Annotated in this window: 18 protein-coding genes; 2 read left to right on the top strand and 16 right to left on the bottom strand. The window is 45.9% G+C overall.

Translation table 11 applies throughout. The features are described from left to right. Positions 1-404 precede the first annotated feature (404 nt). Positions 405-1,049 carry a Crp/Fnr family transcriptional regulator gene (locus EKM83_RS07455; protein ID WP_125576017.1) on the bottom strand — a complete coding sequence of 215 codons (645 nt, stop codon included), beginning with the start codon at positions 1,047-1,049 and terminating at the stop codon, positions 405-407. 97 nt (positions 1,050-1,146) lie between these two features. Here EKM83_RS07455 and EKM83_RS07450 point away from each other — a divergent pair, with 97 nt between their 5' ends. Together EKM83_RS07450 and EKM83_RS13340 are read left to right on the top strand one after the other, a co-directional pair. Then, a complete protein-coding gene (locus tag EKM83_RS07450) occupies positions 1,147-1,701 on the top strand; it encodes a hypothetical protein (RefSeq protein WP_125576014.1) in 555 nt (184 codons plus the stop codon). Further along, positions 1,701-1,850 carry a hypothetical protein gene (locus EKM83_RS13340; protein WP_164505623.1) on the top strand — a complete coding sequence of 50 codons (150 nt, stop codon included), beginning with the start codon at positions 1,701-1,703 and terminating at the stop codon, positions 1,848-1,850. The genes EKM83_RS07450 and EKM83_RS13340 overlap by 1 nt, the downstream gene beginning before the upstream one ends. 256 nt (positions 1,851-2,106) lie before the next feature. On the opposite strand, the gene EKM83_RS07445 is transcribed toward EKM83_RS13340, so the two are convergent. The 15 genes from EKM83_RS07445 to EKM83_RS07370 form a co-directional block, all read right to left on the bottom strand. Beyond that, the gene (locus EKM83_RS07445; protein ID WP_125576012.1) at positions 2,107-2,460 is read right to left on the bottom strand and encodes a helix-turn-helix domain-containing protein; all 354 of its coding nucleotides are present in this window, start codon (positions 2,458-2,460) and stop codon (positions 2,107-2,109) included. Between the two features lie 1,095 nt (positions 2,461-3,555). Next, the gene (locus tag EKM83_RS07435; protein WP_125576010.1) at positions 3,556-5,187 is read right to left on the bottom strand and encodes a WxL domain-containing protein; all 1,632 of its coding nucleotides are present in this window, start codon (positions 5,185-5,187) and stop codon (positions 3,556-3,558) included. Positions 5,188-5,193: 6 nt separating this feature from the next. Further along, positions 5,194-5,667: a hypothetical protein gene (locus EKM83_RS07430; RefSeq protein WP_125576008.1), complete on the bottom strand. Its 474-nt coding sequence runs from the start codon at positions 5,665-5,667 to the stop codon at positions 5,194-5,196. A gap of 29 nt (positions 5,668-5,696) precedes the next feature. Beyond that, positions 5,697-6,752 (bottom strand): DUF916 and DUF3324 domain-containing protein, encoded by a 1,056-nt coding sequence (locus tag EKM83_RS07425; protein ID WP_125576006.1) that lies wholly within the window; start codon positions 6,750-6,752, stop codon positions 5,697-5,699. Positions 6,753-6,872: 120 nt separating this feature from the next. After that, positions 6,873-7,652, bottom strand: coding sequence for a WxL domain-containing protein (locus EKM83_RS07420; protein WP_125576004.1), 780 nt, complete (start codon positions 7,650-7,652; stop codon positions 6,873-6,875). 681 nt (positions 7,653-8,333) lie between these two features. Then, positions 8,334-10,007 (bottom strand): Ig-like domain-containing protein, encoded by a 1,674-nt coding sequence (locus tag EKM83_RS07415; RefSeq protein ID WP_125576001.1) that lies wholly within the window; start codon positions 10,005-10,007, stop codon positions 8,334-8,336. Between the two features lie 6 nt (positions 10,008-10,013). Then, on the bottom strand, positions 10,014-10,463 hold the full coding sequence (locus EKM83_RS07410) for a hypothetical protein (protein ID WP_125576000.1): 450 nt from the start codon (positions 10,461-10,463) through the stop codon (positions 10,014-10,016). Between the two features lie 43 nt (positions 10,464-10,506). Next, complete coding sequence (locus EKM83_RS07405) at positions 10,507-11,571, bottom strand: DUF916 and DUF3324 domain-containing protein (protein ID WP_125575999.1); 1,065 nt, start codon at positions 11,569-11,571, stop codon at positions 10,507-10,509. Positions 11,572-11,681: 110 nt separating this feature from the next. Further along, positions 11,682-12,422 (bottom strand): WxL domain-containing protein, encoded by a 741-nt coding sequence (locus EKM83_RS07400; protein ID WP_125575998.1) that lies wholly within the window; start codon positions 12,420-12,422, stop codon positions 11,682-11,684. Positions 12,423-13,011: 589 nt separating this feature from the next. Then, positions 13,012-14,541: a hypothetical protein gene (locus EKM83_RS07395; protein ID WP_125575997.1), complete on the bottom strand. Its 1,530-nt coding sequence runs from the start codon at positions 14,539-14,541 to the stop codon at positions 13,012-13,014. Between the two features lie 303 nt (positions 14,542-14,844). Next, on the bottom strand, positions 14,845-15,237 hold the full coding sequence (locus EKM83_RS07390; protein ID WP_125575996.1) for a tautomerase family protein: 393 nt from the start codon (positions 15,235-15,237) through the stop codon (positions 14,845-14,847). A 242-nt stretch (positions 15,238-15,479) separates the two neighbouring features. Continuing rightward, positions 15,480-16,673 (bottom strand): phosphopentomutase, encoded by a 1,194-nt coding sequence (locus tag EKM83_RS07385; protein WP_125575995.1) that lies wholly within the window; start codon positions 16,671-16,673, stop codon positions 15,480-15,482. A 20-nt stretch (positions 16,674-16,693) separates the two neighbouring features. Beyond that, positions 16,694-17,905, bottom strand: a complete 1,212-nt coding sequence (locus tag EKM83_RS07380; RefSeq protein ID WP_125575994.1) for an MFS transporter — start codon at positions 17,903-17,905, stop codon at positions 16,694-16,696. Positions 17,906-17,926: 21 nt separating this feature from the next. Then, entirely contained in the window at positions 17,927-18,670 is a 744-nt protein-coding gene (locus EKM83_RS07375; protein ID WP_125575993.1) for a nucleoside phosphorylase, read from the bottom strand. After that, positions 18,663-19,868 (bottom strand): MFS transporter, encoded by a 1,206-nt coding sequence (locus EKM83_RS07370; RefSeq protein WP_125575992.1) that lies wholly within the window; start codon positions 19,866-19,868, stop codon positions 18,663-18,665. Before EKM83_RS07370 ends, EKM83_RS07375 begins: the two co-directional genes overlap by 8 nt. Between the last annotated feature and the right edge of the window lie 206 nt (positions 19,869-20,074).

The following is a 20,074-nucleotide window of genomic DNA, read 5'->3' as shown; positions in this document are numbered from 1 at the left end:
GAATCTCTGGCTGACGCAGGCTTCTGGTTTCACTAATTTTAGTGGACAAAACACTGTCGTTCCGGGAGCTGCTGCGTTAATGCTAATTTCAACCTTTAGTCTATTAGTTGAACGATCTAGCGCGCCCTGGTTTCTTCACGGAGCGCCCAAACGTACTGAGGGGGTGTTCCCGACAAATCCGTTGGCTACACTAATCTTAAGCATCGTTAGATATACCGAACTAACTAATTAATATGTTCTAGCCGATTGGAAAACGGTACGGACTTATAGTCTAAGCATCCTACCGCAACCCATGAGAAATTTACCGTAAGGAACTGAAGGTTGAAAGATGAAAAGTTGAGCTAATTGATTAAGGCCAACATGAAAGCGTGCTATGATGAGCTTGTGAAATTTCACAAACTTTTTCACAGCAGAGTGATGTGCTTGCCAGCGATGGCCAACAGACCGTCACTGACCAGCTGGCTGAGTTGCCGGCTCAGCGTTTCGGGCGTGATGCCCAAGAAACTGGCCAGTTCTTTTTTCTTGACTGGCAGGTCAAATTCGGTCGTCTGCTTTTCCTGGCCAATCTGCTGAAGGTAGGCCAAGACGCGGTTCTTGGACTTCAGGTTGCCCGTCAACGCGCTGACGGACTCCAACTCGGTCAGACGGTCACCTAAGATATTTAAGAGGTTGAAGGCTACTTCTGGTTCGCGCCGCAACAACGCCTGGAAGTCCGCGCGACCAATCGAGCAGATCTTGGTATCCTCGACGGCCTCGGCATAGTTGTAGTGCTTGCGTTTGGCAAAGAGCGCCGCCTCACTGTCGATGGCCCCGCTGCGCAACATGTACAGGACCTTCTCCTTGCCATTTTCATTGAGCTGGTAGACCTTGACCCGCCCGGAATCCACGATCATCATCCGGTCCAGCTGGGTCGTCGGGTCATACAGCACCGTGCCCTTCTTGACGGCCTGTTGGTGCACGGAAATTTTGACCAGCTCGGCAATGGCCGCGTCGTTCAGGCCCTTGAAGATTGGGGCCCCTTGCACACATTTAAATGGCGAATGCGTCATCTTTTTTTCCTTCTTTCATCATTTCTTGATAATTATCAATTTTTATTTGCTAAAATCATTGTACACTAAGTCTATCAATTCGAGGAGGTTTTTTCTTATGAAAATCTATCAAGCAAACATCGTGCCACTTAACGAACAGGCAATTGGGACCGCTGCTCATGGGACCGCGCTGTTCACCATCAACGGCGACAGCCTGACCATCAACATCGAAATGTTTGACACCCCAGCCAACTTACAACACTGGGAACATTTCCACGGATTTCCAGATGGCAAAGCTGCTGAAATCGCGACCAGCGCCCAGGACGTGAACCACGATGGCTTCGTGGACCTCCCCGAAACCGGTGCCGTGTCTGGGACCACCATGGTGCCCTTCAATGACGCGCCGCACGAAATGGACATTCCCAACGACGAATACCCCGTCGCTGACGCCAACGGCTACTTCGCCTACACCAAGGTCGTGCCACTAGCTGCTTTGGACAAGAAGTTCAAGGAAACCTTCAACGATAGCGAGCTCGAACTCGACAAGCGGGTCATCTACATTCACGGGGTCACCGACGATGTCACCTTGCCAGACACGGTTGAAGGCGCGGTCGGCCATTACTCTACGCACGTCACCTTGCCAATCGCGGTCGGCAAGATTGTGGCGCTCTAATGTCGCGGCGCCGGGCAAAAGCGGCAGTCGCCACCCTGTACTACGCGGTGGTCTTGATTCTCGTCGCCACCCATCAGGATATGCTCGCCATGTGGGGCATGGCCATCGGCATGGTCATTGGCGCTGGCGAACAGTTATTTCAAAAATAAGTTAAGTTAAAAGGAGTCGTGGCCGCGGTCACAACTCCTTTATTAGTTTCCTTACTGAAGGTTAAAAGAAACAATCGACCCACAATCTGACAAATGCAGCATTCGCCGGTGCCCTTCTGTATCTGGTAACGAGAGTCCAACCTCTGTTTTCTTCAATTCCCGACAAACTTCTCCATTAGTTGGCATACGTATTGCTCCTTTAACATTTCATCTTCTTGTAGCGGACAACTTAAAATCTATCGCATCATAATTAAATTTAATGTTGAAACATGGCCACTACCCATGCCAAAGCAGCCAGTAGTGGAAAGATCATCCACCAATTTTTAGAAAAGAACTCCCAGCCATTCATGGGGCGCTGGCCTTCCGGTAACACGCTACGCGACTTGGCGGGTTGCGAATCATCTGCGGCGGGCTGCCCACCGACCAATTCGTTGAGATCGACCTGCAGGAGATTGGCCAACTTGACGACAGTATCCAAATCAGGCGCGGTTTCACCCTGCTCCCACTTTGAAATAGATTGCCGCGAGACAAAGAGCTCGTGGGCCAACTGTTCTTGTGATAAATTTTGCTGTCGTAGCTTAACGAGTTGTTGTTTGAAAACATTTTCCATCGTGATCATCCCCCTTAGCTTGGCTTAATCATACCCCAAGCCTCGCGGGCATACTAGCGAACAGCACCAAACAACTGGCACTTTGCCCGAGCAAGTTGCGCCCGTCACGGTTGCAAAAGGGGTTGCGAATCCCACCATTCATGAAGCCGAAGCCGGCAAACGCAATGTGTTTGGAATTAATGAAACTATCTTCCCCATTAAAGAAGGCCACCCGCCGTCCCCAGCGCAATGAACAACGCGTAGGGCGTATACGCCGTGTTAAACAGCGCCTGCGCCACGGTATGAGGTAAACAACCCCCAGAATCCGCAAAAAGATACTCCCAAACGAGAGCCAAAATGAACCTGAAATAATTTTTTATCCATTAGATTTGCACACACCAATTCAGTCTAAGTGTCAAAGCACCACTCGCAAGGATACGCTTCTCATCCGTCAGTGTACATGGCCGATCCGCAGACACCGGGGAATTTTACGCGTAAACCAGTTGGCGTGACCAAGGTTTAACTCTAAGCTGTCTAAAAAACGAGGCCTCCTGTCGGATGATCTCGTTTTCATAATTTGTTCAGTTACTCAGTTAAAGGCTAGAAAATAGCAAAAAACCTCAGTGTGACAAGGATAATGACCGCTATAATAGGGTAGTCGCGTGCTGGCCGCCTTACCGTTCGCCAAATTTGGTCTGGATCGCGGTGGGAAAGACGCCATTTCCCAAGACAGAACCCTTGGAAAATCCCACGGCTGAGACCAAATTTGACTCACTCACGGCTACCTGTCGGATATCCAATTAAGCTGGCCAAACATTACCACACCAGCGACATCACCGCACATTCAGTGGTTTCCAACCATCGTAACCGGAGGTAGCCGTGACAGCGGTGTTAGCTGACGTTTTGAGTCAGCTTACAGCGCGAGACGTGTTTGGAGACTGGCGAATTCTGTTAGGCTTCAAACCGAGCCGGAGGACCGTTTCTCAGGCCGCAGGCGGTCCCCACAGCGCCGGAATCTCTGGCTGCCGCAGGTGGTGTTAATGGCTTGCTTAATGGTGATAAGTCTGGCCAGCTGGGGACTGGGGCGTGTTTGCAAACGCTCAACCTTCAGTTTCCCTATTCATTTCCCGGCACATCATTCAGGTACCACGTGATGGTCCCAGAATAGGCGTTGGCTGCACTGCCACCGGTATAGATATTAGGCTTGGCATCAAGGTAAATGCCGGCGGGCTCGTCACTCGTGTAGGCATTGCCATCATGCGCCCAGTCCTTCGCAACGTCAGTCGAATTGCCGGACCGCGTGCCGGATGCGACAGGCACCGCATTGCCGGCGTCTAATTTGGTCGTCGTGCCCTGGCCGTCTTCGTAGACCACGTCGCCACTCAGCGTGTGCCCACTACTATCTGTCATAGCCGAGGCCGAAGCACTCAAATACCACGGGGAGCCAGTTGCTCGGGAGTCAGAAATGTTGATCTGATAATTTCCCGGTGCAAATAACGTTGACTGCGCTGGTACCGCCAGCGTCGCCCCAGCACCGAAGACCAGCTCGCTCAAATCGCCGAACTGTAGCTTTCCCAAGCCCCGGGTCACGGAAATCGCAGCGGGAGTGGTACTCTTGTCGCCATTGCTGTCGGCGGCATTCAGATTGACCGTCTGCGTGCCACCAGCCGTCAGCGTCGACAGGTCATCTCCCGTGCTAAACGCCAACCCATCGTCGGCCTGTGTCAACGGTGTGGTGCCACCTTGCTTGGTGACTTGTAAGTTGGTTTGACTAGCCAACCACGTTGCAATCTCTGTGGACGACTTGCCCGCAATGTGGGCCGCCCAATCGTCCGGGTCAATCGTCAGACTGGTTGTCGCTGGCGAAATAGTCAGCGGCACCGTATCGACCACGTTGGCAGTAGCGGATTTGGCATCACCGAATTGGTTGTACTCGGTGACCTTGATGGTGCTCGGATCGCCCAAGCTCTTCAAGGTCTTACCACCCAGGTCAAACTTGTACGTGCCATCGGATCCGATCGTTGTCGTGTAATCACCCGCTGTAATGTTGCCACCCGTTAGAACGGCGGTTAAGCCAGCGTCGCCAGTCCCTTTGACTGTGGTACTCGATGATGGTACATCATTCCCATCATTAATCGTCACACCTGCCATTGCATCCGTAGCCGTGCTATTGGCTGTCAACGTGATTGCTTTGTAGTAATCCATGACATTAACACCAAACAAGTCACTCTTAGCACCAAAGGTAAACCCGATATAGATCGGCAAGCTCGGACTAATCCCTAACTTACTAAAGTCAACCGGAATCGTAATGTAGCTAGACGGTGCCTGCGCAACCGTATTGCCAGAACTCAATGACCACAGTTTGGGAGAGCCGGTATTTACCGTGCTAACAGTTGACCCATCATAGGTGGTGACATCCGCGTAAAACTTAGTAAACTGAGAATCAGCATAGTAGGTTGTTTTGATTGTAGCATTTCCAGAAAACGAAACATAAATATGCTTCGTTGCACTGGTAATTCGCCCATCAACGACACCATCAGCGGTGACACTTTCAAGGCTAGGATATGTTGCCCGGAAGTTCTTACTGTCGTCGTCAATAAAGTTGGGGTTTTGTTCGTATGACCCCTTTGCTCCCATCAGATCAGTCCCCGGTTGGGCCGCATACCCAGTCGTTATGCCCATACCAATCCCCAGCCCCACAAAGGCCAGCAATAAGCCAAGCTGTCGTAAAATTTTCTTTAACTTCATCTCGGCTCACTCCCTCTCCTTCAGTAGCCGCGCTTGGTGATAGACAATTGTCGATAAGATCAAGACGATTAACAACAGCAAGCCAAAGACACTCATCAAAAAGATTCGCGATTCACTGGTCTGTGGCAAACGGCCGGCCATCAGATCCGCTGACCCTGCCTTGACCATGGTGACCACGGCGCCGGGTGCCGACTTCTGCTTGGTTGGTTGATTATTGGCTACCGCCGAATCAGCCTGACCTTGATTTTTCGCAGTTAGTTTTTTCCCGTTTGGAATCACCGTAGCCCCTGCGTCGCCCTCATCACCAACCTCGCCAGTCGGTGATTGTGACCTGGTCGCATTGGGATTGGCCTTGATTGTGACACTGGTCTGGGTCGTGCCGCCGGTTCCGCCAACCGTTGTTGCCAGCGCTGACGTTCCAGTACCAATACCAACCGCTAACGTAAACGCCATCACTAATCCCCAAAGTATTTTCCTCACCGTCAGCGCCCCCTTTCGCGTGACATACCTTAATCTTCCGCTTCTGCAGCATCCCGTCGACGCCGCCGAATCAGGTAAATAATCAAAAGAATCAATAAAATCAAAATCAACATGCCCAGTGCACCTAAGCCAATCAATAGCCAGATGCTGATGCCGGAATTATCAACGGAATCCGCATTATACTTATTGGCTTGAGCCTTGGTTACCGTGAAGTTCCGGTCAAAGACCCAGGTGCGATCCGTGTTTTTTACCACCATATGTAAGCGGTAATGACCGGCAACTAACTTGGTTTTGCCGTACAACATCGGATAACTGAAAACGGTATTGGGCGCCATTTGGACGTTGTCTTTCTTCATGTGAAGCACCGTCTTACCGCCATCCCGATTGGAAATGGTTGTATTCATTTTTAGGTTGGGCACGATGATGGCCGTAGGATTCCGCAGATTGGCGATGACGCCGTGATGGTAATTACTCAGCCCAGCGGCAACCTTGCCTAATTTCAAATCAGGATTAGGTAACTGTCCCATCGTGTAGGACATCCCGACCACGTAGGCATACTTATTCGTGATATTACCGGCACCCTTAACATTACCAGTGACCTTATGATCGACCCGTTCGAAATACCAGCCACCTAAAATATTGCCGTTGAAATCAGTCTGCGGAATCTTGACTTTGACCGTTACTAATTTCGACCCCTTAGCTGGAACCGTTACGACTTCGGGCCCTTGAACTTTACTGAGGTCGCCCATCTTGTAGCGCAATGACGGGTCATATTTTTTCGCCGCATTGACGTAATTGATAGCCCCCGACGAGCCCGTCCAAGCCGTATTGACCACCGACTTGACCCGAATGTCTTGTGCCGTGAGATTGTAGATTCGCGTCTGCAGTGTCTCAGTCTGACCAGACTTCATCGCCAAGTCGAAAAACGTCTTTTTCTTATCAATTTGATTCTTGGGAATCTTGGGTGCCACATTAAACCCAATGTCATTGTTCACTGCCGCTTGTGACACGACTGGCGCCAGTAACCCGATAATCCCCCCAACAATGATCAATACTATGAGTTGAAGCTTCTTCAATCCAGACATGCTTACACATCCTACCCTAGTTAGAATTTTACTGGGATGCTCATTTCACGGCACCCGCTATGTAGGCGAAAAAGGTGTTCATTTTCAGCCTAATGGACACCTTCACTCGCAAATTGAAAATTAGTTGTTAGTTGCATCAGAACTTGCTGGCGTGTTGCTCAGCGTCCAGGTCAAACTCCCATTGTAAGTCCCAGCAGTCGCGTTAGCCTTAACGTTACTCAGGTGGATATTGTCCGTCCCTAGTTGAAAGGCCGTTGCACCGGCACCAGCACCCTTAGCGGCACTGTAGATGGTTGCTGGATCATTGGTTGCCGTGTCCAAACTAACATTGTTGGCACTAATTCCATCAGCCGTCGCGGAATTGGTGATTTGGGTATTGCTACCCGCACCGTCAAAGTCGACCGTGGCACCAGCTAAGACATCGCCAGCATCTGTCTTCATTTGAGAGCTGGAAACGTTGACTGACCAGCCTTCGTTCGTCCCACGAGAGTCACCGATTTCAGTGACGAAGTTCTCATTAGGCGTCCCATTCTTCATAAAGGTACTCTTTTGAATCGAATCAACATCCATCGATTGCGTCCCACTGATAACTGATTGAGCGGGCTTAAAGGTCATGTCTTTAGTGACGTACAAGAAGGTTAATGGCCCAGAAACTGTGGCACCGTTATTATTAGTATTACCAGGATCCGTCGTCCCAGTTCCATCGGTATCAGTACCTTTACTTGGATTAGTTGGGTCGACTGGATTAGTTTGGTCTTTAGGTGCCGTCATCGTAACGTGTGTGTCCGTTTTCCCAGTAGAAGTTGGATCAGTCTCCGCCGCATTCGCCGCAACAGGTGCAACCGTCCCCAACAATAATGCACTAGCTAATAAAATACTGCTTACTGTCTTCTTCATCATGATGTAACGCACTCCTTTGATTTGTGATTCCCAAAACACTGTGACAAACAATACCTCGTCATCTAAATTACCTAGCCCACATGACTAAGCACCTCAATCATTTAGATCACCTCAAGAATTGCAACGCCCCTTGATGGTTGTTACGCTTCTTTAAGTATGTAACAACGTTAGTATAGGGCCGATAGGTAGGGTTGTAAATATATTTTACAGAAAAACAGTGAAATCACTAAGCTTTTCTTGTAAGCGTTTGTTAGCCTATTTTATCAACGTTTATCGACCTACACTAGTATAATTTATAGCGCTTTTCGTTTATATAACGACCGTTACCAGTGGTTATCTAACGACTTTAAAGATTACGATAGGCCATTAATCATCTAGTCCCACTGGTTGTAGCGGCGGATTTGCCGACAATAATCCTCAAACGCCAAACTAGCTAAAAGTGAGACTGATTTCGACTGATTGGCACGTTGTTTTTCTCAAATCACCGCTTTTTTCCAATCTTACTGACTGGACATCTCATCAAAAATGACGGCCCCACTCATCTTAAATTGATGAGCGGATCCGCCATTTTTAGCGTCACACGCTAAGCTATTTAATTATTTAGGAGGCCTTGTCGTCGATGTCTGCGCCAACTAAGCCAACCGTCAGAGTAACATGCATGGCATGATACTAGTATTAGTGTTACTGTTCCGAAACAACTGTACTACTAGATTTCTGCGTAGAATTTGAATTACTTCCTGGCGCATTTGTGATTGCCCATGTCACGGACCCTGAATATGTCGTTTTTTCAGCGCCCGCTGTGTATGGATTAGCGGCTACCTTTAAGAAGATACCTTGTTTGTCTGGTTGGCTAGTATATGCCTCATTCGTTGCCCATTTCGTTGCAACATTGTGCGCCTTCAAATCTGTCGTACCCGTGGTTCCACTGGCAATGACTCCTGCATTATCCATTAGGGATTCTTCATTACCACTACCGTCTTCATAAACCAACTTGCCATTCAATTCATTACCCGATTCATCTTTTAAGACGGAAGCATTCGCAGTAATGTACCAATTGGTTCCGGAGGCCTGTGTATTTGTAGTTGTCACATTAATCGATGACGGTGCAAACCATGTCTGCTTAGTCGGTACATCTACACCATCCCCAAAATTAAGATCACTTCCTGCCACGTTAAATACTGGATCATATCTAACTACATCCAGCGTTCCCGTATTCAACGTACCAGCCCCGCTACTGTCCTGAGCAGTTACATCAAAACTCGTCAGTTGACCACTTGCAAGTGCCTTAATCTTAGACGCCAAGTCAGCTGCTGTCGAAGAAAATTTAAAATCATTCTCATCCAACGGTGTATCTGGACTGGCTTCGTCAACAATTGTCATACCAGATTGGTCAATCAACCACTGTAACACCTCTTGATCAGTCTTCCCAGAAACATGATTCTCCAAATCGTCTGGATAAATCGTCACTGGCGAACCGTTCTTAATTTGAAATTTAGGCTGCTGAACTTTTCCGGTGGCTGACTTAGTATCTCCCATATCGTTTGCCTCTGTCACCGTAACTGAATCCGGATTGCCAATATCTTTCAACTTTTCACCCAAATCTATCGTAAACTTACCAGTACTATCAGCCGTAGCACTGTATGTCTTCGTCGTGCCATCAGTTCCCTTAATCGGCACTGACATTGTTGCGTTAGGCTCCCCTTCCCCACTAATCGTTGAATCACTATTATAAATATCATCAAGTGTAATGTCTTTCATCGACTTTGTAGGGTCAGTCACAATTTTGGCAAAATAGTACTTAGGTAACGTTTTTACGACTGATGAATTAATTGTATATCCAAAACCAATATAGATTGGCAACTCATCTTTCAAATCCGTCAGATTCACATCAATTTCCTGATACGCATTACTCGGAACCGTGAAAGAGAAACCTTGTGTTTTTACCCAATTAGTTGGGGTTACATTAGGATTGCTTCGCAAGGTCTTTCCTCCAGCGGTGACAACATCTCCATACGCTGTTTTATACTGGTACATGCCATACATATCCATTCCAATAGTCCCAGACATCAGCAAATAAATCTTAGTTGTTTTAGTCGTTAAACGTCCATCAGCGGAAACATTATTTGCTCTAATATCCTGAATCGTCGGAAATGTAGCCGTTGCATACGCAGCTAACTCTGTACCCGGTACCACTTCACCTTTGCTCGAAATATACGTTGCACTCTTACCCACAATCGACGTACTACCAGCCGGAATGCTCACAGCAGCACTAGCTCTGCAAGTCCTCACATTCACCATGGCTATCAAACTAATGACGAGTAAGCCAAGCCGCAACAAAAATTTACTTAATTTCATCTTGACTCACCCCTTCTCACGTAATAGTCGCGCCTGGTGATAGACAATCATTGCTAGAACCAACACAATTAATAATAATATGCCAACAAGATTAGTTAATAGCGATTGTACCTCACTAGTCTGTGGGAGCCGCCCCGTCGCAATAGCTGTAGCCACTTCATGAATCGCAGATCTTTTCGTCTTTCTAGGTGCAACTTGAGATTGTCCAGTTGCCCTCTGACCAGAAGCCGTATCACCATCGTGACTCGTTCGTAAGCTAGTAGACGAACGAGTTGGTGATTTGCCATCGGGAATATTCTGCATCTCTGTATCACCAGCATGTCCTTTAATTGTGGTTACTTGATTGTTAACGATTGTAATACCTACTTTAGAGTTACCAGTACTATCTGCTTGTACAAGCGTCGAAATTGTCATGCTTAACCCCAGCATTAGCGTAAACGCCAACAACAGTTGCATGTAAAATTTCCTCATTTTCAACGCCTACCTTTCCTTTCACTGGCTACTTACTCCGTTCAGTGTCCGCTTCATCCTGTTTCTTTTTTCGCCGAATCAAGTAAATAATCAACAGAATCAACAAAATTAAAATTAACATGGCTAAAGCACCCAAAGCTAAGATTAACCAGAAACTCAATCCTGAGCTTTCTACCGCTGCTTTATTGTACTTGTTGGCCTGAGCCTGCGTAATCGTAAAGTTCCTATCAAAAACCCACTCATTAACCCTATTTTTAACAACCATATGGAGATGGTAATGTCCTGCTTTCAATTGTTGATCACCGTACAGCATGCCATACTTAAATGTTGTGTTCGGTGCCATTTGGACATTATCTTGCTTAAGGTGTTTAACAACACTACCACCATCACGATTTGTAATCGTTGTATTCATTTTCAGATTAGGAATAATAACTGCTGTCGTATTGCGTAAATTAGCGATTACGCCTCGATGATAGTTTGCTAGTCCTGCTTGGACCGTTCCCAGGCGCATAACTGGGCTGGGATTCTTACCCATCGTATACATCATCCCAATGACATACGAATACTGATTATGCATGTTACTAGCGCCCTTTACATTGCTAATGACCTTACTATCAGCACGCTTAAAATACCAACCACCTAAGATTGTTCCCTGAAATTCCGTCCTAGGAATCTTAACCTTAGCTGTAACTAGTTTGGAACCACCAGCTGGGATCGTAATGATCTGCTTCCCCTGTAGCTTGCTAATATCACTCATCTTGTAACGTAAGGAAGTGTCGAAATCCTTAGTTGTCTTCACATACTCAATTGCCCCTGCAGAACTAGTCCAAGCCGTATGAATTGCATTTTTCACCTTAATATCTTGGTTAGTCGTGTTATACACTCTAACTTGTAATCGCTCATCCTGCTGAGACTTCATCCTTAAATTGAAAAATGAATCCTTCTTTTCAATTTGATTCTTGGGCAACAACGCCTTAACACTAAAACCAACATCATTCCCCGGGGTTGCAGCACTTGCCAATACTGACGTGCCACAAATAATTAACCCAATAGTCAATAAAACAATGCTACAAAACTTCTTCAACTTTTGCATACTCGCACCTCTACCCAGTGAATTTACATCTACTTTTATTATACTGCACTGCTCTATGTATATAAAAAGGTGCTCATTATTTCCCCAATGAACACCTTTCTAATTAAATATTATTCGGTAACAGATGATTTAGGGGTGGAATTCAAAGTCCAATTGATATTACCGGTGTAAGTCCCAGAAGCAACGTTAGCAGGAACCGAAGTCAACGTAATCGCATCAGGATTCAGTTGAAAGGCCGTTGTTAACATCCCACTACCTTTCTGAGCTGTATACAGCACATCTGATCCTGCATCAGTTTGTAGTTTAATTGCGTTACCAGAAATACCAGATTCTGTGTTTGAAGTACTCTTGGTGGTTACACCAGTACCATCGAAGTTAATCTCAGCTCCATCTAAAGTATTATCACCATTCTTCAATGAACCAGAAGTTACAGTAACATCCCAACCGGCATTACTCTCACGCGTATCAGAAACTTCGGTAATTAAATTCTTGCTACCATTAATAGCATCGGTTGTAGAATTACCGTTTGAGTTATCGATGGTTTGTACCGTATAAGTCTTTGCTTTAGCTGCATCAGCCGTAACTTCAGCATCGTACTTACCAAAATCCATACTATTTGATAGGAACAAGAACTTTAGGTTTCCGACTTTGGAAGGGTCAGTACCACCACCGCCACCAGGAACATCAGTACCAGGATCTGTAGGATCAACTGGGTTAACTGGTTCCTTCGGCAGATTGAAAGTAATACCATCCGATGTATCGCCAGTTGTATCCGCATTAGCAACAACTGGTGCGATGGTCCCTAACAACAATGCACTTGCTAACAAAATACTGCTAATAGACTTCTTCATAAAGAAAGCACCCCTCTTGTATTAATTATTCTACAGGTTTCCAAGCCTTCAAGTATTCTACGATAGTTGTGGTTATCGGCTATCTCAGTTGCGGCTTTCAAATAACTCACAGCTTAGATGGTGTAACAGCAATAAATGCAACGCTTTAACTATCTGTTACATCTTCCTGACTATGTAACATCATTATTATATGACTAAGCAATCAATATGTAAACCCTTTTCCGAATAAAATCATTAACTTTTTAAAATAAAACTTAAAATCCCTTTAGCACCGGTATTTCGGGATTGATAGCGGTTATAAATTAATGTGAATGAACTTACAATAAAATAATTGGACAACAGATTTTTTAGTTTGTCTAACAAACGACGCTATTCGTTATTATCACGATAACGCCTATTGTGGCAGTATATGTCGTCCTAGTGAGTAGCGGACAACCATTAACACTGTACACAATGACCGAAAACACCCACTAAACTATTAAGCACTATCCACTTTAAAAAATAACGGATAAACTCGGCAGCGTGATGCTAATTTTAGAACAATTAAAAAAGCCAGCGACCCGGCATCCCCGCCGTCACTGGCTTTTCACTAATCCTCTAACAATTTCTGGACCAATGCATGTGTCACACTTTCCCGTTCGGCCCGCTTATCCGCTAGCAGCAAATAATACTGCTGCAGGGCCGACAACGTGGTTGCTTCAGCCTCGGCTGGCAAAGCGTACAGCCGATGGTAGGCCGTAGCCACTGCTGAAAAGTCCGCCTTACCCGCGACGAGTTGACGTAATTGCGGCGGGGTCACGTGATTCTTTTTGGCGGGCACCCAGCCAGTTGTAGGCTGTTGGGCCAACCGTTGCGTAAATGCCTGCCGCACGGCATTGGGCCAGGTGCGCGGCAACGACTGGCCGGCCGTTAGTTGGTCGCGCAACGTCTGACAGTCTTGATAGACCTGCGCGGGCACCTGCTGACCTTCCCACGGCTGTTGGAGCTGGGCCAACCGTTGTTGCCGGTCTGGTGCGGTCAGGTCAAACCCGATGGCGGCGTTGAACAGATCATCGTACCAGTCGCGTTGGCGTTGCCGCGCCCGGCGCTGGGTCAAGCGATTCAAGTCGGCCACCAGGTAGCGGGGCACGATTTGCAGGCGCGCGGCCGTGATCTGACCGTTGCGGGAAAATTCCGTGGCCATCACCCCTAATTGGTAGGAGTTGACCAACTTCTGCAACTGCGCTGGCATGGTCACGGCGGCCAATTGCGCCTTGAACGCCGCTAACGGCAGGTGTTCGGCCATGAGATTGGCTACTCGTCGCAAATACGTTTGGTACGGTGCGGCAGCGCGTAAGGCTTGGACGGCCGCACTTTCTTGGTGCTGTGCATGGTCCCAGGCCGCCTGGGCTTCTTCTTCGGCCAGTTGGCGTTCCCGGTCGACCCGCCGCTGGGCAGCTTGTTCGGCCGCAATCGCCGCCTCGCGGTTCAAGGTGGTCAGAGTATCGTATTCACTGAGGTACGGCCGGAGCTGCGTTTCGGGTAGGGTCGTCTGCCGATGTTGCAAATACCCAGTCACTGTCTGGGCCGTTCCGTTGTGGACCCAACGCTGGCGCCGGTGATGCGTGGCTGGCAAATGCGGCAAGGCCGTCGGGTCCCACAAAATTTCGGGGACCTGCGGGTAATGTTCGGTCAGGTCATCGTACTGAGCGACCGCGTGAATGTTGTCTTCGGTGGTGATGGTCATCAGGTATTGCATTTCGTCACTCATGAACTTCTTCACGCATTCTGAGCCGACGATGATCTTATGACCGTTGGCCCGCAACACCACGTGGTATTCGTAGCGCACCGGCTTGTGGCACAAGGCACAGTGTCGCCAGTCCAACCGCTGATTGCTGGGATTGATGACGTAGGGCGAGTCCGCCAACAATTTCCAGGCGCTGCTGCTTAATTTCAGCCAATCAACTCGCTGTTCCAGCAAGGCTTCGCGTGCCGACCGTGGCAAAAAATCACTGCTATCCTTGATTGTCGGATGGTCGCGCAACAGCGGCATCAACCGGGTCAACGCCGGCAAGGCCAAGGCCTGTTGACTCAGTTGTAAGAACCGGTTCTCCGCCGGCGTCAAAATCGTGGTTGCCATCTTCTCCATCCTCTCTGTAAAATCGCGTTCTTTTAGTTTAGCATAGTTCAGACGGAATGGGAACGTACGTTTTTGAAAATGCGGTGGCGGTTACTCGTTGTGTGACGAAGTCCTGGCGGTGTTCCCCAGAGCAGGCGGAACCCTGACTGACGCAGGCCCTGGTTTCACTAATTTTCGTGGACAAAACACTGTCGTTCTGGAAACTACCGCGTTGATGTTACCTTCAATCTTTAGTTATTCCGAAACCAAACGGGCGATGACCGCGACTTCTTGCCGCGACCACCGTCCGTTTTTGACTAGCTGTTAATCTAATTTACCGTTCAAGAATTGGGCCTCACCGTTGCCAAAGCTCCAATCCGCCTTGGTGTTGCTGACGATGTTGATCATCACGTCTGCCGGTTCGACGTCGGCGTGTTCCTGGAGTTCCTTGACTAGCCGCGCGTAGAAACGCTGCTTGTCCGCTTCCTTGCGTGGACTCGAGGTCAGGCTGAACATCAGAAACTTGTTAGTCCGGTTGAACCCCAGACCCACGTCTTCGATGATCATTTCCTCAGAATCGTGTTGCGTCACGATTTGGTACCGGTCGCGCGGCAACAAATGGAGTTCCTCGGTGGCGACCTGGTACGAAATGTCTAAAATATTCTTGATTTCTTTCTTGCTCCGACCGCGAAACATATCAATGCGCATCATTGGCATGGGTAAAACTTCCTTTCTGGGTGAGTTCAGCGCCGTTTAAAGTCTAGCATAATTGCGTCGGTCAATCCCTAACGGTGACTCGGCTGGCCGGACCCGCTGGCCTAGCACGCTCACAACATCATTAAGTATAGTCTGCTCAGTGAATAAATAAATTGATAATTATCAAGCGTTCAATCCAATTATACTTTCAAATCCTAACTTTACACCAAAAGCTGTTACCAATAGGCGGCTTATCGAATAATTTATAAACTTAATTGATTTAAAAAACTCTCTCCATATCCCTTGTTGTCAATTCTAAAGTTATCTAAAATAGTTGCACCCACATCACTATAAGTATTGCGTACACCAATATTTTTACCAACAACTTCTTTAGAATAAGCAATGATTGGTACAAATTCGCGAGTATGATCTGTTCCCTTAAACGTTGGATCATTTCCATGATCAGCTGTTATAATCAATAAATCATTATCAGTAATTAATTGCAGAACCTCTTTTAGTTTATTATCAACTCTAGCCAGTTCTTCACCATATCCTTGGGCATCACGACAATGACCAAACTTAGAATCGAAATCGACTAAGTTAACGAATACAAATCCCTGAGAAGTAATTCTCATTGCATGAATCGTTTCATCCATTCCCTCTAAATTACTACTTGTATGAATCTCTCGTTCAATTCCTCGCGAGGAAAATATATCATTAACTTTACCAATACCTGTTACTGAGATGCCATTAGCTGTCAATAAATCTAAAACCGTTTCTTCAGTGGAAACCATTGAGAAATCTTTTCTATTATTACTTCGTTCAAAATTATTTCGATTTCTTCCGATGAAAGGACGGGCAATAATTCTACCAACAGTTAGTTCACTTTGATCCACTATTGTTCTGATGAAACGACAAATTCGGTATAACTCTTCCACAGGTACCGAATCTTCATGTGCTGCAATCTGTAGCACAGAGTCTCCAGTAGTATAAATAATCAAGCTTCCCTCTGCCTTCTGCCGTTCACCAAAGTCCTGGATTGCTTTCATACCAGAAGACACCTGATTTAAAATAACTTTTCTATTTGAGAAATGCTCGATTTGGTCAATTAAGCTTGTCGGAAAACCATTTGGAAAAGTATTTAATGGTCTACTAATCGGAACTCCCATTAACTCCCAATGTCCATTAATACTATCTTTTCCTGCTGAGACTTCCTTCATCTTTCCAACTACACTAATCAATTCTTTTTGTACTGGAATCCCTCTTAAAGGGTTGTCTGTCCGAATATTTCCCAGTCCTAACCTCGTCATCTCAGGTATTTGTAGTCCATTAGGAAAACACTGACTAATGTGACCTAGAGTATCAGCCCCCACATCGCCAAACTGCTTCGCATCCGGTGCAGCCCCAATTCCTACTGAGTCTAGGACTATTAAGATTACCCTGCCAAATCTTCTCATAGCCCACATCTGCTTTCTTATCAATCACTTACTTGATTCTTTCCCAGAGGATTTGGAATCAAATTAACAACAATTAACGAAATTAAATATAGCGATCCAAGAAATAGTAAAGCCGCCGAAAATCCGCTCTTATCAATTAGATAACCAATCAAAATTGGTGATAATCCTCCAATTGCACGACCAGTATTAAAAATTACATTATTGGCAAAACTTCGAATTTCAGTTGGGTAAAAGCTACTAATTAAGGCACCATAACCAGCATTCATACCATTCGCAAAGAATCCGACAATCATTCCAACTATTAGCATTAACAACGAATTGTGAACTAAGGAATACAGCGAAATAGAAGCTGCAGCCATAATTAAAAACGTAGAGTACGTTATCTTAGATCCAAACCTATCTAACAATTTACCGAAGCACAGCATTCCAATCGACATTCCGATAATAGTAGAAATCATCCACACTGATGATCCAGAAACCGTCAATCCTTGTTGTTTTTCCAGTAACGATGGCAGCCAATTCATCAAGCCGTAATATCCAGCGATTTGAACCGTTGACATCACGATTAATCCTAATGTAATCCCCGTTGTCTTAGGATCTTTGACTAGAATCTTAAGACGCGGATGTTGATGTGTTTCTTGTTCTTTCTTATGAGTCGATTGCCAAGCTTTAGTTTCCGGTAAATGCCTTCTAACAAAATAAGCTAGTATTACCGGCAACACTCCGAAAACAAATGTTCCACGCCAGCCAGCAAGCGGAATTATTGTCGCTGCAATAACAGCTGCCAATAGCGTTCCCATCTGACCTCCCACCGTAATCCACGAAGACATCTGTCCTCGACGACTCTTAGGAAACACCTCAGCTACTAGCGCCATTCCAATACCGTATTCACCACCAGCACCCAATCCAACAATAAATCGAAGAATATAAATTTCTACAATACTGTGAGCAAAGGCCATGAGTAGCGTGGCAATAGCAAAAATGAAAATAGTGTACGTAAAAGTTTTGATTCGACCATGTTTGTCAGCCATGTACCCAAATAACACACCGCCTAAAAGCATACCAATATTGGTGATGGACGGAAGCATCCCACCTGCAGCAGAAGAAATGTGAAATTCACTAATGATTGAACTGAGGGCAAAAGATAGTAGTAAAACATCCATTCCCTCTAGTCCCAGCCCCAACATTGAAGAGGCCAGAACCTTTCTTTGATATGATTTTTGTTCTTCCATCCCCATTAAGCCTCCGATTCTTTATGCCAGAATTGATTTTAAAACCGTCTCTGCAGATGCCTTGTGAATACGATTGTAATCGGCTGGCTCTTCCCAGGTATAAGTATCTCGACTTAAATGAACAACTAAACAATTAGCAACAGGAACTCGATAGATCGAACCCAGCAAGAATAAAACTGCTGATTCCATCTCCGCATTAATGACACCCCTGCTCTTCCAATAATCCATCTTAGTGCCATCAACTTTCAAACTACTTCCAGAAATTTCAGGCTGTCGATATTGCCCAAAAAAGTAGGTTTCAGTTGTCAAGCCGATTCCTGTAAACGTTTTAAACCCGCCAGCAACCGCACCATGATAAATCTTATCAACCAGTAATGGGTCAGCAACCGCTGGATACTCATCAGGTACATATTCTCCTAAAAGTCCTTTAGTCCTTACCATCGCTCGATTGACAATAATATCTCCTGGATGAATATTTTCATCCCATGAGCCACATCCACCGCATCTGACAATCATCTTAGCATCATTCTCAAGTAACTCGATAATACATATTTCTGTCGAACCTACACCCATCCCAGTTGAGCAAATTGAAACTTGATGGCCTTTAAATTCACCAACTACCAATACAAATTCTCGACTATCCTCGAGCTTTCTTCTCTTATCCCAATCTTCTGAAATCAAATCAACTCGCGCTGGATCCCCAACGATTAGGGTTACTTCTCCTAGGTCACCTTTCTGAATATGCGTTAAATGTTCACTACTCATTATTAATCACCTTTTTATTTTCTTTTAGAGTCAATACAGTTAAGAATGAAACGATATATAGCACCGAAAGAAAACCCATTGTGACAACCATCGTTGAATGATCCAATAAGAATCCAATTACCACAGCCGAAAATCCACCAACTGCTCTACCAATATTAAAAATCAGGTTATTAGCCGATGCTCTAATTTTTGTCTCGTAAAGATTCCCTACAATAGCACCGTAACCTGCATTCATACCATTTGCAAAGAATCCTACTATAGCACCACCGATTAGTAATGTGACATTAGTTTGCGCAAATGCGTATAAGAACACTGAGACCGCTGATGCGATAAGAAAAATTGAGTAAGCTACTTTACTCCCAATTTTATCCATAATTTGGCCAAAAACTAGCATTCCTAATGACATTCCCACAATAGTCGCTATCATCCAGATGGAAGAACCTGACACTGACAATCCAGATTTTTGTTGTAAAATAGACGGCAACCAATTCATTAAACCAAAGTATCCGGCAACTTGAACAATGGCCATAATTGTCAGCTTGATTGTATTGGATGCGTTTCCATTTTTAAACAAATCTAGTAAAGTAATCTGTTCCATCTGTGTTTCGACTTCTTTAGCTGCCTTCCATTCTGAAGATTCTGGCACTTTGAAGTAAACGAATATCCCCAGTAAGATTGGCAAGGCACCAAAAATAAACAAACTTCGCCAGCCAGCCATTGGAATCAAAATTGCCGCAGCAATCGCTGCAACAATACTTCCCAGCTGACCCGAAACAGTTACATACGAATTAATTCGGCCTCTCTGCTTACTACTGAACACATCAGCAACCATTGACATGATGACTCCGTACACACCGCCGCCACCGACGCCGACCAAAAACCGCAAAATGTAAACAATCCAAATATTCGTCGCAAATGCCATTAACCCTGTTGCCAGTGCATAAATAATCGTAGTAATAGCATAAACCTTGACACGACCACTTCGATCCGCCATTGGTCCGAATGTCAAACCACCAACTAGCATCCCGATATTAGTAATCGTAGAAATAAATCCACCCGCTGCTCCACTGATATGAAAGCTCGCAATCATTGATGCCAGAACAAAGGATAATAGCATTGTGCTGGTAGACTGAGAAAACAATCCAGTTGCGCTTGTAGCCAACGCCGTTTTTTGCTCCTTATTCATTCCTTGAGCCATTTTGACACCTCCAAATTAGTTTCTTAAATTGCAGGTTTAGTGTACCATTGCATAAACAGGTAGCGTCAAGAATCTTGTGTAAATGAAATGCCTTCGTACATATAATATGTAACTAACTCAAATAAATGATGCTTCCAAGGTGTCCTGGAGTCCTTTAAAGCCTCGGTGGATCCGCTTCAGAGACTTCTCGTTATAAGCATTAAACT

Source organism: Levilactobacillus angrenensis (assembly GCF_003946085.1).
Taxonomy (GTDB): Bacteria; Bacillota; Bacilli; order Lactobacillales; family Lactobacillaceae; genus Levilactobacillus; species Levilactobacillus angrenensis.
Note: the sequence above shows the minus strand (reverse complement) of the source record. Positions and strands in the feature narration are given on the sequence as shown.